Below are 15930 nucleotides of genomic sequence, written 5' to 3' on the forward strand. Positions count from 1 at the left end.
CCTCGGGGCGGCTAATCCGCTGTGACCGAATTGCTTCACGGCTGAATCGCTCCCGTGCTCAGGCTTCCAGGATGGCGGCCACGCCCTGGCCGCCGGCCGCGCAAATCGAGATCAGCGCGCGTACGGGCTTACCGCCGGTCTGTTCGCTCTTCTTCTGCGCGAGCTGCTTGGCGGCCTGGGCCAAGATCCGTCCGCCGGTGGCGGCGAACGGGTGCCCGGCGGCCAACGACGACCCGTTGACGTTGAGCTTGGAGCGGTCGATGGACCCCAGCGCGGCGTCCAGGCCCAAGCGCTCCTTGCAGTACTCCTCGGATTCCCACGCCTGCAGATGGGCGAGCACGACCGACGCGAACGCCTCGTGAATCTCGTAGAAGTCGAAGTCCTGCAGGCTCAGGCCGTTGCGGGCAAGCAGCCGCGGGACCGCGTAGGTGGGCGCCATCAGCAGGCCGTCACGGCCGTTCACGTAATCCACGGCGGCGGTCTCGGCGTCGATCAGATAGGCCAGCGGCGTCAGCGAGTGGGCCTCGGCCCAGTCCTCGCTGGCCAGCAGCGCCACCGAGGCGCCGTCCGTCAACGGAGTCGAGTTGCCGGCCGTCATCGTCGCGTCGCCGGCCTTGACGCCGAACACCGGGCGCAGCTTGGCCAGCTTCTCCGCCGAGGAGTCCGGCCGCAGGTTGTCGTCGCGGTAGAGCCCGAGGAACGGGGTGACCAGGTCGTCGAAAAAGCCCCGCTCATAGGCGGCGGCCATGTTGCGGTGGCTCGCCGCGGCGAGCTCGTCTTGGTCGACGCGCTTGATGCCCATCTGCTTAGCGGTCAGCGCCTGGTGCTCCCCCATGGACAGCCCGGTGCGCGGCTCGCTGTTGACGGGGATCTCCACGCCTAGCGTGGCCGGCAGCGTGCCGACCAGCTTGAGGCGCTGCACGTTCGACTTGGCGCGGCGCAGCTTCAACAGGGTGCGGCGCAGGTTGTCGCCCAGCCCGATCGGCGCGTCGGAGGTGGTGTCCACGCCGCCGGCCGCGGCCACGTCATAGCGGCCGGCCGCGATGCCCTCGGCGGCGACCACCGCCGCCTGCAGCCCGGTGCCGCAGGCCTGCTGCAGGTCGAACGCCGGCGTGTAGGACGACAGGGCGGAACCGAGCACGCATTCGCGGGTGAGGTTGAAATCACGGCTGTGCTTGAGCACGGCGCCGCCGACAACCATTCCCAACCGCTCGCCGTCGAGCCCGAAGCGGTCGACCAGACCGCCCAGGGCGGCGGTGAACATGTCCTGGTTGGACGCTTCGGCGTAGGCGCCGTCGGACCTGGCGAACGGGATGCGGTTGCCGCCCAGCACGGCCACCGGCCGCCTGGGAGCTGTCGCCCGTTGACTAGCCGGGGTGTTTGCCGCAGAACTTGCAGGAGCCACGTTTCTCTCCGGTCATCGGTTTCGGGACTGGCCGTCTGGGGCCATACTACTCACTGTTCTTACTCTGAAGTAAGTTCGTCCTCGATACGGTGGTGCTAGGCGTGCGTTCTCTGACATACCCCGTTCGCACACCTTTCGCACCGCCGACCCACGCTGATCCGCCGCACCTCAGACAGACACCTCAGACAGACATCCAGACAGAACAGGGAAGGTAGCTCCGGTGGCTCCCAAGGCTTCGTCCGATTTGTTCTCCCAGATCGTCAACTCCGGTCCCGGCTCGTTCCTGGCCAAGCAGCTCGGCCTCCCGCAGCCCGAACAGCTGCGCCGCTACCGGGCGGGGGATCCGCCGCTGGCCGGCTCGCTGCTGATCGGCGGCGAGGGCCGGGTGGCCGAGCCGCTGCGGGCGGCGCTGGCCGATGACTACGACTTGGTGGGCAACAACCTGGGCGGTCGCTGGGCCGACCGGTTCGGCGGGCTGGTCTACGACGCCACCGGGATCACCACCCCCGAAGGCCTCAAGGGGCTCTACGAGTTCTTCACGCCGCTGCTGCGCAACCTCGGGCACTCCGGGCGGGTGGCCGTCATCGGCACCACGCCCGACGCCGCCGCGAGCCCCGAGGAACGCATCGCGCAGCGGGCCCTGGAGGGTTTCACCCGCTCGCTGGGCAAGGAGCTCCGCAACGGCGCCACGGTGGCGCTGGTGTACTTGTCGCCCGACGCCAAGCCCGCCGCGACCGGCCTGGAATCGACGCTGCGGTTCATCCTGTCGGCGAAGTCGGCGTACGTCGACGGTCAGGTGTTCTACATCGGCGCGGCGGACGCCACTCCCCCGGCGGACTGGGACCGGCCGCTGGACGGCAAGGTCGCGATCGTCACGGGCGCCGCCCGCGGCATCGGGGCGACCATCGCGGAGGTGTTCGCCCGCGACGGCGCCCGCGTGGTCGCGATCGACGTCGAGTCGGCGGCCGAGGCCCTGGCCGAGACCGCGAGCCGGGTGGGGGGCACCGCGCTGTGGCTCGACGTCACCGCGCCAGACGCGGTGGACAAGATCACCGAGCACCTGCGCGAGCACCACGGCGGGCGCGCCGACATCCTGGTCAACAACGCCGGCATCACCCGCGACAAGCTGTTGGCCAACATGGACGAGGCGCGCTGGGACTCGGTGCTGGCCGTCAACCTGCTGGCGCCGTTGCACCTCACCGAGGGGCTGGTGGGCAACGGCACCCTGGGCGAGGGCGGCCGGGTTATCGGCCTGTCGTCGATGGCCGGGATCGCCGGCAACCGCGGGCAAACCAACTACGCCACCACCAAGGCCGGCATGATCGGCCTGACGCAGGCGCTGGCGCCGGAGCTTTACGACAAGGGCATCACCATCAACGCCGTCGCGCCGGGCTTCATCGAGACGCAGATGACGGCGGCCATCCCGCTGGCCACCCGGGAGGTCGGCCGGCGGCTGAACTCGCTGCTGCAGGGCGGCCAGCCGGTGGACGTGGCGGAGACCATCGCCTATTTCGCCAGCCCCGCGTCGAACGCGGTGACCGGCAACGTCATCCGCGTCTGCGGCCAGGCGATGCTGGGCGCCTGACGAACCCGAGGAGTACGCCATGAACCAGCCAAGCGGCCTGAAGAACATGCTGCGCGCGGCAGCCGGCGCGCTGCCCGTGGTGTCCCGCGGCACCGACCTGCCCAACCGCACGGTCACCGTCGAGGAGCTACCCATCGACCGTACGAACGTGGCCGAATACGCGGCGGTCACCGGATTGCGGTACGGCAATCACGTTCCGCTGACCTACCCGTTCGCGTTGACGTTCCCCGCGCTGATGTCGCTGGTGACCGGGTTCGACTTTCCGTTCGCCGCAATGGGTTCGGTACATGTCGAGAACCACATCACGCAGTACCGCCCGATCGCAGTGACCGACACCGTCGGGGTGCGCGTGCACGCCGAGAACCTGCGGGAGCACCGCAAGGGCCTGCTGGTGGACCTGGTCACCGACGTCAACGTCGGCAACGACACCGCGTGGCATCAGGTGACGACGTTCCTGCACCAGCAGCGCACCAGCCTGTCCGACGAGCCGAAACCGCCGCCTCAGAAACAGCCCAAGCTGCCGCCGCCGGGCACCGTGCTGCGCATCACGCCCGCGCAGATCCGCCGCTACGCCGCGGTCGGAGGGGATCACAACCCCATCCACACCAATGCGATCGCGGCCAAGCTGTTTGGCTTCCCGACGGTGATCGCGCACGGGATGTTCAGCGCGGCGGCCATTTTGGCGAATATCGAAGCACGACTGCCCGACGCGGTGCGGTACTCGGTGCGGTTCGGCAAGCCGGTCATCCTGCCCGCGACCACGGGGCTCTACATCGAGGAGCGCCACGACGGCTGGGACCTGACGCTGCGCAATATCGCCAAGGGCTACCCGCACGTGACCGGCACGGTGCGGGGCCTCTAGCCGGCGTGCGTCCGGCCGCCGCCCGCGATAAGGACTCGCATGCCGTGGGCGCTGGTCGCGGTCAGCAGGAACAGCAGAAACAGCCACAGCGGGGGCCGCGCGAGCTCCCAGACGAAGATGGCCGCCCAGATCGGTGAGCCCTGCGTCACCGCCAGCACGCCGGCCGCGCCGGCCAGCGACACCGCCGGCACGTGCAGGTCGGTGCCGGTGGCCCAGTTGATCGTCAGCACCAGCGCCGCCCCGGCGGCCGCGCCCGTGGCCAGTGACGGCGTGAGCAAGCCGCCGGCCCCGCCGGCGCGCAGGAACAACGCGGTCAGCAGCGGTTTGAGCGCCAGAATGGCGAGCGCGGAGACCAGCGTCATGCCGCTGGCCAGGCTCACGGTCAGGATGCTGCGCCCGTTGCCGGGCAGCTCCGGCCACCGGTAGGAGCACAAGCCCGTCACCAGGCCCGCGCCGGCCAGCGCCGGAACCAGCAGCCAGCCGCGCATGGCCGCACGCGGCCGCGCGACCGCCATCAACCGGTTGAACGCCAGGCCCACCAGCAGCGTCACGGGCGCCAGCAGCAGCCCGTGCGCGGTCAACAGGTACGTCGACTCACCCACGGGCCAGTGCAGGTTGGGCTCGTCGCGGGTGACGGCCGAGCCCACGGCGACGGCCAGGCCGGAGGACAGCAACGCCGCCCCGACCGCCCGCGGCTGCCAGGTCTGCAGCAGGATGCGCACGGCGAACAGGGCGCCCGCCAGCGGCACGGCGTACACCGCGCCGAGGCCGGCGCCGGCCGCGCAGGCCAGCAGCGTCCTGCGGTCGTCGTCGGACAACCGCCGTAGCCAACCCGTCCCCGCATCGCCCAGCGCCGCGGCCAACTGGCGCGGCGCCCCCTCCCGCCCCAGGGAAGCCCCGGAGCCGACGAGGAGCACCTGCAGCAGGGCGTCGAGGCTCCAAGGCAGCCGGGGGACGCGCTCGCGGCCCATGATGGTGCCCGCCAGGGGCGGGACGTCCACGCGGCGTCGCAGCAGCCACCAGCCGGCTCCCGCGAGCGCGCCTCCGATCATCGGGCCGACGGTGCGCCGCACCAGGCCGCTGGCGGCGACACCGGCCAACATCGCACCGAATTGATAGTGGTAGGTGGCGTGCTGCACCAGACGCAACACGACCGTCGTCGCGACGCCCGCGACGCCGGCCAGCAGGCCGACGACGATCGCGGCGGCGAAGAAGTCGAGGCTGTTGGGGGCGGGGTGGCGAGCGGGTACGGGCGACACAGCCACCCCACGAATGTAGGGCTAGGCGCCGGTTTTGTCGTGGCGCGCCGCCGCGGCATCCCGCTCGCCCGGCGCGCCCCGCAACCCGTGCCAGAACAGGTGGATCATCCACTCGGCCGCCTCGTCGACGTCGACGTCCCCGGTGCTGAGCCGGTTGGCCGTCGCCTCACCGGCGCCCACCAGCGCGACGGCCATCATCTCGTGTTCGCGCTCGGAGCGCGGGGCGCGGCTGCCGGCGCGGACCAGTCCCGCGACCAGTTCGATGATCTGCTCGCGCCCCTCGCGCACCACATGCGCGAAGGTCTGCGAGCTGGTGGCCTGGGTGTACATCACGATCCAGGACGCCCGGTTGGCGTCGATGTAACGCATGAACGACACAATGGCGTTGCGCAGCAACTCTTTTGGGCTCTGAGTGAAGTCGATGTCAGCGCGTACCGCGTCGATGAAGCGGCTGAGCTCCCGGTTCAGGCAGGCGCCGAACAGGTCCTCCTTGGAGCCGTAGTACAGGTAGAGCATCGGCTTGGAGATCTCGGCCTCGGCGGCGATCGCGTCCATCGAGGTCTCGTGGTAGCCGTTGACCGAGAACATCTGCACGGCGGCGTCGAGCATCTGCTGCTCGCGGACAGCGCGCGGTAACCGCTTGGTACCACCCGCCATCGCTTACCTTCCGTCCAACTGACTCCAGGGTAAGCGACCCGATGAGCGTCCACCGGCCGCGCGACCGGCGCGCTAGTGGCCGCAGGCGGGGCTGCGACCCTTCATCGCCGCCACCCGGCCGAGGGACTCGTCGACCCGCTGGGCCGACAGGTCGCCCGCGGCGACCGCCTGCTGCAGCCGGTCCAAAACGGCGGGCACCTCGTCGGTGGTGACCCACAGCGCGATATCCGTGCCGGCCTGCAGGGTGCGCAGCACCGCCTCGGCGACCCCGAACCGGTCGGAGATCGCGGCCATGCTGGACAGGTCGTCACTGAACACCGGCCCGGTGAACGGTGGGCCGCCGTAACCGACGCCGTCGCGCAGCAGCTGCACGGCCTTGGGGCTCAGGCTGGCCGGGTCGGTGCCGGTGAGTTCCGGGACCTGCAGGTGGCCGACCATGACCGCGACCGGCGTGGCCTTCACCAGCGTCCGGTAGGGCACCAGGTCGCTGCCCTGCAGGGCGCTCAGCGGCGGCGTCACGACGCCGCCGGTGTGCGAGTCACCCGAGCCGTGGCCGTGACCGGGGAAGTGTTTGAGCACCGGCAGCAGCCCCCCGTCGCGCAGGCCCTGCGCGTAGGCGCCGGCGTACTCGGTGACCTGCTGCGGGTCGTTGCCGAACGAGCGGTCGCCGATGACGCTGTCGTCGGGTTCGTCGCTGACGTCGACGACCGGGGCGAAATCGACGGTGATGCCCAGGTCACGCATCTTCTTGGCGCGGGCCGCCGCCAGGTCGTGCACCTGTGCGGGCGTTTGGGTCTGCGCGAGCTGCCGCGCCGAGGGCGCCGCCCCGATCAGCGACTTCAGCCGCGACACCCGGCCGCCCTCTTCGTCGACGCTGACGGCCAGCGGTAGCGGCCCCGCCTTGGCCGCGATGTCGGCCAGCGGCCCGTTGAACAGCGACAGGTCCGTCCAGCTGCCGATGAAGATGCCGCCGACGTGCTGGCCGGTGACGACGGCGCGCGCGTCGTCGGCGTTCTTCACGCCCACCATCAGCAGTTGGGCCAGCTTGTCGCGCAGCGGCAGCGCGCCCAGGTCGCCGCAAGCCGGGGGCGCCGGCGCGGCAGCCGGCCTGCTCGACGGGGCCGACGACGCGGGTGGCCGCGCGTGGTGCCCGCAGCCTGTCAAGCCCGCCAGCAAGCCCGTCGCGGCGGCGAGCACCGCCAGGGCGCGCGAGAATGCCATCGGGCCATGCTGTCAGGCGTGCGTTTCGTTCCCGGCGCCAGGGGGGATCAGCGGTACGTTGCTGATCAGGGGGCCAGCGAGTTCAACGGCTGGCAGGGAGGAGCCCGCGATGGCCGGTTTCACCCTGGCCGCTACGGCCAGTGTCGCGGCGGGGCTGGTGTTGGGGGTCGCCGCGACCTTCGGGGTCACGCTGGCCGCGGAGAGCTACGCAGACCACGGCCCCGCGCCGGCGCAGAGCGCGCCGCGGCCGGCCGGCCCCAGCGTGGTGCAGTACGGCGACCGGTGCATCCACGGGCACTGTCTGCACTGGTGACGCGCGGGCCGGGCGGCCCGCCGCCGTTCTGCTAGGTTGAGGCGAGATGGCCTTCCCTTCGAAGGCCCCTGAAAGTCCACCGCCCGCACCGCAAGCCCGAGGAGCCGTCGATGAACCGGATCGTTGCGCCCGCCGCCGCGAGCGTGGTGGTTGGTCTGCTGCTGGGCGCGGCCGCGATCTTCGGGATCACGTTGATGGTGCAGCAGGACACGAAGCCGCCACTTCCCGGGGGCGATCCGCAGTCGTCAGTGCTCAACCGGGTCGAGTACGGCAACCGTAGCTAGCGGCCAGGCCGGGCGCAGCGGATCACCGCCACACTCTTCACGGCCGCGGGCGGGGTCGGCGCCGATCTCGGGTTCCACGGCTGCGCCCCTGCCGCGACGGTGCCTGTGGCTGGTCGGGGCGATCGCCTGCGTGCTGACGTTCGCGCAGTCTCCCGGCCGGATCTCCCCCGACACCAAGCTCGACCTCACCGCGAATCCGCTGCGGTTCCTCGCCCGGGCGACGAACCTGTGGAACAGCGAGCTGCCGTTCGGGCAGGCCCAGAACCAGGCCTACGGGTATCTGTTTCCGCACGGCGCCTTCTTCCTGGCGGGCCACGCCGTGGGCATGCCGGGGTGGGTGACGCAGCGCCTGTGGTGGGCTTTGCTGCTCACCGCCGGCTTCTGGGGCCTGCTGCGGGTCGCCGAGGCGTTGCGGATCGGCAGCACGCCCGCCCGGGTGATCGCCGCCGCCGCGTTCGCGTTCTCGCCGCGGGTGCTCACCACGCTCGGGTCGATATCCTCGGAGACCCTGCCGATGATGCTCGCGCCCTGGGTGCTGCTGCCGACCATCCTGGCGCTGCAGGGGTCGACCACCAGGTCGGTGCGCGGGTTCGCCGGCCGGGCCGGGCTGGCCGTGGCGTTGATGGGCGCGGTCAACGCGATCGCCACGCTGGCCGGCTGCCTGCCCGCGGTCATCTGGTGGGCGTGCCACCGGCCTAACCGGTTGTGGTGGCGCTACACCGGCTGGTGGCTGGTGTCGCTGTTGCTGGCGACGCTGTGGTGGGTGGTGGCGTTGGCGATGCTGCGCACGATCAGCCCGCCGTTCCTCGACTTCATCGAGTCCTCCGGGGTGACCACGCAGTGGTCGTCGCTGGTCGAGACCCTGCGCGGCACCGACAGTTGGACGCCCTTCGTCGCCCCGACCGCCACGGCGGGTTCGCCGTCGGTGACGGGGTCGGCCGCCGTCCTGGGCACCTGCCTGGTCGCGGCGGCCGGGTTGGCCGGCCTGGCCAGCGGCGGCATGCCCGCCCGTGGGCGGTTGGTGACCATGCTGATGCTGGGAGTGGCGTTGCTGGCCGCGGGCTACAGCGGCGGGCTGGGCTCGCCGGTGGCCCACCAGGTGCAGTATTTCCTGGACGCCGCCGGCGCGCCGCTGCGCAACGTGCACAAGCTCGAATCGGTGATCAGGATCCCCATCGTGTTGGGCCTGGCGCAGCTGCTGGGTCGCGTCCCGCTGCCCGGTGCGGGCCCGACGATGGCGTGGCTGCGGGCGTTCGCCCACCCCGAGCGGGACAAACGGGTGGCGGTGGTTGTCGTCATCCTGACCGCGCTGGGGGTCAGCACGTCGCTGGCCTGGACGGGCCGGCTGACCCCGCCCGGCACGTTCACCGCGATCCCGCGGTACTGGCAGGACGCCGCCGACTGGCTCACCGAGCACAACAAGGCGACGCCGCAGCCCGGCCGGGTGCTGGTGGTTCCCGGGGCCCCGTTCGCCACCCAGGTGTGGGGCACCAGCCACGACGAGCCGTTGCAGGTCCTCGGCGACAGCCCCTGGGGGGTGCGCGATTCGATCCCGCTGACCCCGCCGCAGACCATCCGCGCCCTGGATTCGGTGCAACGTTTGTTCGCGGCGGGACGCCCGTCGCCTGGGCTCGCCGATACTCTTGCCCGCCAAGGCATTTCGTATCTCGCGGTGCGCAACGACCTGGATCCGGACACGTCGCGCTCGGCCCGCCCGATCCTGGTGCACCGCGCCGTCGAGGGCTCGCCGGGGCTGCGGAAGGTGGCGCAGTTCGGCGACCCGGTCGGGCCCGGGACGCTGGCGGGTTTCGTCACCGACAGCGGGTTGCGGCCGCGCTTCCCGGCGGTGGAGATCTACGCCGTCGAACCCCCCGACAGCCGCAATCCCGGCGCGCCGTATCTCGTGGACACCGACGCGCTGACGCGGGTCGACGGCGGGCCGGAAGTGCTGTTGCGCCTCGACGAGCGCCGCCGACTGCTTGGCCGGGCATCCCTGGGCCCGGTGCTGTTGACGGCCGACGCGCGTGGCGCCGACCTGCCGGCGCCGGCGGTGACGGTGACCGACACCCCGGTGGCGCGTGAGACCGATTACGGCCGGGTGGACCAACATTCGTCGGCCGTCCGCTCGCCCGGCGACGCGCGGCACACCTACAACCGGGTGCCCGACTACCCGGTGCCCGGCGCGGATCCCGTCAACGGCGCCTGGACGGGCGGCCGCATCACGGTGTCGAGTTCGTCGTCGGACTCCACCGCGATGCCCGACGTCGCGCCGGCGACCGCCCCGACGGCGGCCGTCGACGGGGACCCCGCCACGGCGTGGGTGTCCAACTCGCTGCAGTCGGCCGTCGGGCAGTGGCTGCGCATCGATTTCGACCATCCGGTGACCAACGCTGCGATCACCCTGACACCCAGCGCGACGGCCGTCGGGGCCCAGGTGCGCCGCATCCTCGTCGAAACCGCCACGGGCAGCACCACGTTGCGCTTCGACGAGCCGGGCAAACCGCTCGTCGCGGCGTTGCCCTACGGCGAGACGCCGTGGGTGCGGATCACCGCCGCCGCCACCGACGACGGCTCACCGGGCGTGCAGTTCGGCATCACCGACCTGGCGATCACCCAGTTCGACGCGTCCGGGTTCGCACACCACGTCGATCTGCGGCACACCGTCGAAGTGCCCGGCCCCCCAACGGGTTCCGCCGTCGCCCGCTGGGACCTGGGATCGGAACTGCTCGGCAGGCCCGGCTGCGCCCCGGCGCCCGACGGGGTGCGGTGCGCGTCGTCGATGGCGTTGACGGCCGAGGAACCGGTGAACTTCAGCCGAACGCTGACCGTCCCGGCACCGACGTCGGTGACCCCGGTGTTGTGGGTGCGACCCCGTCAGGGCCCGAAGCTCGCCGACCTGATCGCCGAACCCAACACCGTTCGCGCACAAGGGGACTCGGACCTCATCGACGTCCTCGGATCGGCCTACGCGGCGACGGACGGCGATCCGTCCACCGCGTGGACGGCGCCGCAGCGGGTGGTGCAGCACAAGACACCACCCACGCTGACACTCACCCTGCCGCACCCCACCGTGGTGTCGGCGCTGCGGTTGGCGCCCAGCAGGTCGGTGCTGCCCGCCCACCCCACCATGGTCGCCGTCAACCTCGGCGACGGCCCGCAGGTCGCGCCGCTACCGGCCGATCGCGACGGCAGCCCCCAAACGGTGCCCGTGCGCCCGCGGCTGACCGACACCGTGACCATCAGCTTGCTCGACTGGGAAGACATCATCGACCGCAACGCGTTGGGGTTCGATCAGCTCAAGCCGCCGGGGCTGGCCGAGGTGGCGGTGCTCGGCGCCGACGGCGCCCCGATCGCGCCGATCGACGCCGCCCGCAACCGCCTTCGCCGGGTGGACCTCGGCTGTGACGGACCAGTGCAGGGCCCGGTAATCGCCGTTGCCGGCCGCTTCCTGCACACCTCGATCCACACCACCGCAGGCGCCCTGCTCGACGGCGACCCCGTCGCGGCGGTGCCCTGCGAGCGGGACCCGATCGCGTTGCCCGCGGGCAAGCAGGAGCTGTTGATCAGCCCCGGTGCCCAGTTCGTCGTCGACGGTGTCGAGCTGTCCACCCCTTCCGTTAGCGAAATACATTCTGGCGCGGTGGTTCCCACGTGGCAGGAGTGGGGCCCCGCCCGGCGCGTGGTGCGGGCCGGGCCGTCGCCCACCTCCCGGGTGCTGGTGATCCCGGAAAGCAGCAACCCCGGCTGGGTGGCGCGCACCAGCGCGGGCGCCCGGCTGACGCCGGTGGCGGTCAACGGATGGCAGCAGGGCTGGGTGGTCCCGGCGGGCGACCCGGGCACCATCACGCTGACCTTCGCCTCCAACGGGCTCTACCGCGCCGGCCTGGCGGTCGGCCTGGCGCTGCTGCCTCTGCTGACCCTGCTGGCGTTCTGGCGCACCCGTCGCAAGGGAGACGACCCCATGCCAGCGCCGGCGCGACCGTGGCGGCCCGGCGCCTGGGCCGCGGTCGCGGCCGTGGGCGCCGCCGCGGTGATCGCCGGCGTGGCCGGGGCCGCCGTGGTCGGTGGCGCGCTGGCCGTGCGGTATTGGCGGCGCGGCCACCGCGTGGACCGGGCCACCCTCGTGGTCAGCGCCGCGGGCCTGATCCTGGCCGGCGCCGCGCTGTCGCGGCAGCCCTGGCGGTCCGTCGACGGCTACGCCGGTCACTCGGCGACGGTGCAGCTGTTGGCGCTGCTGTCGCTGGCTGCCGTGGCCGCCCGCGCCGTCGTCCCGCACGACGCGGCGGCCGATCCCGGCGCGGCGTCGCCGGACCGGTAACCGGCCGGTTTACCGGCGGCGGCATTGGATATGCGAGTGGATGACAGCGCCGATCCACCAAGGAGGCCCGGCCATGACCTGGTTGTCCGCGCCGGAGTACTGGCTGGGCAGGCTGGTGCTCCAGCGCGGCGTCGCGGTGGTCTACCTGCTGGCGTTCGTCGCCGCCGCCACGCAATTCCGGGCGCTGATCGGCCGCGACGGCATCCTGCCCGTGCCACGATTCCTGGCGACGCAGTCGTTTTGGCGGGCGCCGAGCCTGTTTCAGGTGCACTACAGCGATCGGCTGTTCGCGACCGTCGCCTGGTGCGGCGCGGCGTTGTCGGCGGCCATGGTCGCCGGCGCGGCCGACGCGGTGCCGCTTGCGGTGTCGATGGGCATGTGGCTGACGCTGTGGGCGCTGTACCTGTCGATCGTCAACGTGGGGCAGACGTGGTACGCCTTTGGCTGGGAGTCGCTGCTGCTGGAGACCGGATTCTTGATGATCTTCTTGGGCAACGGCGACGTCGCGCCGCCCGTGCTGACGCTCTGGATGGTGCGGTTGCTGCTGTTCCGCGTCGAATTCGGGGCGGGCCTGATCAAGTTGCGCGGCGACGCGTGCTGGCGCGATTTGACCTGCCTGTACTACCACCACGAGACGCAGCCGATGCCCGGGCCGCTCAGCTGGTTCTTCCACCACCTGCCCAAGCCGCTGCACCGCATCGAGGCGGCGGGTAACCACTTGTCGCAACTCGTGGTGCCGTTCGGCTTGTTCGCGCCGCAACCCGTGGCCAGCGTGGCGGCGGCGATCATCGCGGTCACCCAGCTGTGGCTGGTCGCCTCGGGCAACTTCGCGTGGCTCAACTGGGTGACGATCCTGCTGGCTTGCAGCGCCATCGACGACGCGTCGGTCAATGCGGTGCTGCCCGGGTCGGTGCACCTCGCGCAGCCGGTGTGGCCGGTAGCGCCGACGTGGTTGGCCGCGCTGGTGGCCGCGGTCGCGGCGGCGGTGCTGGTGCTCAACTACTGGCCGGTGCGCAACATGCTCTCCTCGCGACAGCGGATGAACATGTCCTTCAATGCCTTTCATCTGGTAAACACGTACGGGGCGTTCGGCAGCGTCGGACGCATCCGTCACGAGGTGGTGATCGAGGGCACCGCCGACGCGGACCTGACCGACCGCACGGTCTGGGGGGAATACGAATTCAAGGGCAAACCGGGGTCGGTACGCCGACTCCCACGTCAGTGGGCGCCGTACCACCTGCGCCTGGACTGGCTGATGTGGTTCGCCGCCCTGTCACCGGGATACGCGCAGCCATGGCTGCTGCCGTTCCTGCGGCGGCTGTTGCACAACGACCCCGCGACGTTGAAGCTGTTGCGGCGCAATCCGTTCCCGGACGCGCCGCCGCGCCACGTCCGCGCGCAGCTGTACCGCTACCGCTTCACCACGCCGTCCGAACTGCGCCGCGAGGGCACCTGGTGGCACCGCGACCTGATCGGCACCTACGTCCCACCGGTGTCCTTGCCCGCGGCGACAATCCGGCACGGCTGAGCACAACGACATCAGGCGTTTTGGGCGACCCTTTGGTACGACTGCGCCCCGGTACCCGCCAGCTGGCCGCCCTCCACAATCAGGTATTCGGGGCGGATGGGTCGGCCCGCGAACCAGCATTCCAGGATCTCGCGGGTGCCCGCGGCGTAGCGCGCCTGCGCGGACAGCGTCGTGCCCGAAACATGGGGCGTCATCGCGTTGTTCGGCATGGTGCGCCAGGGGTGGTCGGGCGGAGGCGGCTGCGGGTACCACACATCGCCGGCGTATCCGGCGAGCTGGCCGCTGCGCAGGGCAGCCGCAATCGCTTCCGGCACGGTCTCCTCACCGCGCGCGGTGTTGACGATGTAGGAGCCGCGCCGCATGGTCGCCAGCAGCTTCTCGTTGAACATCTGGCGCGTGGCCTCGTAGAGCGGAGAGTGGATCGAGACGATGTCGACGGCCCGGACGAGCGATTCGACGTCGGGGTGGAACGTCACGTTGAGTTCCCGCTCCACTTCCGGCGAGAGCCGGCGCGTGTCGGTGTAGTGCAGGTTGACGCCGAAGGGCGCCAACCGGCGCAACACAGCACGCCCGATCCGGCCGGCGGCGATCAGCCCGACGTCCATGCCCTCGAGGTCGTAGGCGCGCTGCACGCAATCGGCGATGTTCCAGCCACCCTCGGTCGCCCATCGGTGCGAGGGCACGAAGTTGCGCACCAGCGCGAGGATCTGCAGCACCGTGTGCTCGGCCACGCTGATGCTGTTGCTGTAGGTGACCTCGGCGACGGTGATCCCGCGTTCCTGCGCCGCGTCCAGGTCGACGTGGTCCGAGCCGATGCCGGCGGCCAACGCCAGCTTGAGATTGGGGGCCTTGGCGATGCGTTCCTTGGTGAGGTATGCGGGCCAGAAGGGTTGCGAGATCACGATTTCGGCGTCGTGCAGCGCCCGCTCGAACTCCGAATCCGGGCCTTCCTTGTCCGAGGTGATCACCAGCTCGTGACCGCCGTCTTCGAAGAACTTCCGCAGGCCCAGCGCGCCGGAGACGCAGCCGAGCAATTCACCGGGGGTGAAGTCGATGGCCGCGGGGCTCGGCACGGTGCTGCCGTCGGGATAGCCGGCGATGGCCGGGACGCTGTCGCGGGCGTACTCGGGAGGGTACCCGGTCACCGGGTCCGGATAGAGCACCATCACACACTTGGCCATTGAGCCTCTCCTCGCTCCGTCGTTGATTCACAACCACTTTCAGTCTGGTGACGGGGTCAGGTGGCCGTCCAAGACACTGTTCCGACCGGCCGATAGGCGGCACCGATCACCGCAGACAGCGGTGGGTTATGAGGGTTCGTTGAGCGCGGCGCCGATGCGGGCGTCGAGCGCGGTCTGCCGCAGCGCGCGGGTCAGCAAGGAGCCCGGTTCGGCGCGATTCGTCACCAGCGCGATGAGCGCCGTGACGGACGGGCTTCGCAACCGCAGCACGCTGACTCCCGCGGGTACGCCCAGGGTTTGGATCCAGGGTTGCGGGACGATGCTGGCCCACCGGCCGGTGCGGACGTGCGCGAGCAACGCCACCACCGAGTCGGTCTCCAGCTGTGGGGTTACCTCGAGGCCCTGGGTGGCGAGGGCCTCGTCGATGACGCGGCGCCCCCGCATGCCGTCGGTGAGGAGGCACAACGGCAGTCGCACGACGTCGGCCCAGGCGATGGTCTCGTCATGGGCACCGAGCAGTTCGGGCGCGGCGATGAGTACGGGATGTTCGTGATACAGCGGGGTGACGAGCAGGTCGGCGGTGTCCTGCTGGTCGGGGTAGAGGATGCCGGCGTCCAACTCGAAGCGGCGGACCCTGTCGACGATGCCCGCCGACCGCAAATTGACCTCGAGTTGCACGCGGACCAGCGGATGCGCGGCGCAGAACGGATCCGTCAGCAGCGCAACCGTTGTCGACGCCGCGGGAACCACTCCGAGCCGGAGCTCGCCGGTGAGCCCTGTGTGCAGGGCCGCGACTTCCTGCTTCAGGGCGTCGCGGTCGGCCAGGATGCGACGCGCCCAGGGCACCAGCCGCTCGCCTTCCGGTGTGAGGCCTTCGAACTTCTGCCCACGCCGGACTAGGGGAACCTTGAGTTCCTGCTCGAGTTTGCGGATCGCCTCCGACAGCGCCGGCTGCGACACGTAACACGCGCTGGCTGCCCGCGCGAAGTGACGCTCCTGCGCGAGGGCCACGAAGTACTCCAGCTGGCGGAACAGCATGGCCTATTCGACCACGGGCCGGCCGCGGCTCGGCTGCCGCTAGGGCGCTTCGCTGCCTTCCTCGTCATTGTCGTTGGTGGGCAACAGTTTTCCGGGGTGGTGGTAGGTGTTGGTGCGGGGTTGGCCGCGGTCGAGGTCCGGTGGGGGGATCCATTCGGTGTCGCCGTGGGGGTTTTTGCGGGTGGTCCAGCCGCCGGGTTGCAGGAGGCGGTGGTGGGGTCCGCAGGCGAAGGTGAGGTCGTCGATGTCGGTGCGGTGGGTGTGGGCGTAGTCGGTGAC

General features: G+C 71.0%; 12 protein-coding genes and 1 pseudogene. 6 read left to right on the forward strand and 7 right to left on the reverse strand.

Features of this window, described 5'->3' with window-relative positions; translation table 11 throughout:
* Positions 1 to 58 precede the first annotated feature (58 nt).
* On the reverse strand, positions 59 to 1405 hold the full coding sequence (locus A5700_RS05665; RefSeq protein ID WP_068070272.1) for an acetyl-CoA C-acetyltransferase: 1347 nt from the start codon (positions 1403 to 1405) through the stop codon (positions 59 to 61).
* Between the two features lie 220 nt (positions 1406 to 1625).
* On the opposite strand from A5700_RS05665, the gene A5700_RS05670 reads away from it, so the two are divergent.
* Together A5700_RS05670 and A5700_RS05675 are read left to right on the forward strand one after the other, a co-directional pair.
* Positions 1626 to 2990, forward strand: a complete 1365-nt coding sequence (locus tag A5700_RS05670; RefSeq protein ID WP_068070273.1) for a 3-oxoacyl-ACP reductase — start codon at positions 1626 to 1628, stop codon at positions 2988 to 2990.
* Between the two features lie 19 nt (positions 2991 to 3009).
* The gene (locus A5700_RS05675; protein WP_068070274.1) at positions 3010 to 3852 is read left to right on the forward strand and encodes a MaoC/PaaZ C-terminal domain-containing protein; all 843 of its coding nucleotides are present in this window, start codon (positions 3010 to 3012) and stop codon (positions 3850 to 3852) included.
* Here A5700_RS05675 and A5700_RS05680 read toward each other — a convergent pair.
* The 3 genes from A5700_RS05680 to A5700_RS05690 form a co-directional block, all read right to left on the reverse strand.
* A complete protein-coding gene (locus tag A5700_RS05680; protein ID WP_068070275.1) occupies positions 3849 to 5111 on the reverse strand; it encodes a chloride channel protein in 1263 nt (420 codons plus the stop codon). The two genes, A5700_RS05675 and A5700_RS05680, sit on opposite strands and share 4 nt — an antisense overlap.
* 21 nt (positions 5112 to 5132) lie before the next feature.
* Complete coding sequence (locus A5700_RS05685; RefSeq protein WP_068070276.1) at positions 5133 to 5768, reverse strand: TetR/AcrR family transcriptional regulator; 636 nt, start codon at positions 5766 to 5768, stop codon at positions 5133 to 5135.
* A gap of 72 nt (positions 5769 to 5840) precedes the next feature.
* The gene (locus A5700_RS05690) at positions 5841 to 6989 is read right to left on the reverse strand and encodes a glycoside hydrolase family 3 N-terminal domain-containing protein (RefSeq protein WP_068070277.1); all 1149 of its coding nucleotides are present in this window, start codon (positions 6987 to 6989) and stop codon (positions 5841 to 5843) included.
* 109 nt (positions 6990 to 7098) lie between these two features.
* Between A5700_RS05690 and A5700_RS05695 the strand changes: the two genes are divergently transcribed.
* The 4 genes from A5700_RS05695 (at position 7099) to A5700_RS05710 (ending at position 13432) form a co-directional block, all read left to right on the forward strand.
* Entirely contained in the window at positions 7099 to 7302 is a 204-nt protein-coding gene (locus A5700_RS05695; RefSeq protein ID WP_068204519.1) for a DUF2613 domain-containing protein, read from the forward strand.
* Between the two features lie 110 nt (positions 7303 to 7412).
* Positions 7413 to 7586, forward strand: a complete 174-nt coding sequence (locus A5700_RS05700; protein ID WP_007769006.1) for a DUF2613 domain-containing protein — start codon at positions 7413 to 7415, stop codon at positions 7584 to 7586.
* Positions 7587 to 7650: 64 nt separating this feature from the next.
* Entirely contained in the window at positions 7651 to 11904 is a 4254-nt protein-coding gene (locus A5700_RS05705; RefSeq protein ID WP_197504144.1) for a DUF3367 domain-containing protein, read from the forward strand.
* A 73-nt stretch (positions 11905 to 11977) separates the two neighbouring features.
* Positions 11978 to 13432: a lipase maturation factor family protein gene (locus tag A5700_RS05710; protein ID WP_068070280.1), complete on the forward strand. Its 1455-nt coding sequence runs from the start codon at positions 11978 to 11980 to the stop codon at positions 13430 to 13432.
* Positions 13433 to 13443: 11 nt separating this feature from the next.
* Here A5700_RS05710 and A5700_RS05715 read toward each other — a convergent pair whose 3' ends face one another.
* The 3 genes and pseudogenes from A5700_RS05715 to A5700_RS26530 form a co-directional block, all read right to left on the reverse strand.
* Entirely contained in the window at positions 13444 to 14613 is a 1170-nt protein-coding gene (locus tag A5700_RS05715) for an NAD-dependent formate dehydrogenase (RefSeq protein WP_068070281.1), read from the reverse strand.
* A gap of 126 nt (positions 14614 to 14739) precedes the next feature.
* Positions 14740 to 15651 carry a LysR family transcriptional regulator gene (locus A5700_RS05720; RefSeq protein ID WP_068070282.1) on the reverse strand — a complete coding sequence of 304 codons (912 nt, stop codon included), beginning with the start codon at positions 15649 to 15651 and terminating at the stop codon, positions 14740 to 14742.
* 39 nt (positions 15652 to 15690) lie between these two features.
* Positions 15691 to 15930: pseudogene (locus A5700_RS26530) on the reverse strand (hypothetical protein); the annotation flags it as partial.

Source organism: Mycobacterium sp. E1214 (genome assembly GCF_001666755.1).
Lineage (GTDB): Bacteria > Actinomycetota > Actinomycetes > Mycobacteriales > Mycobacteriaceae > Mycobacterium.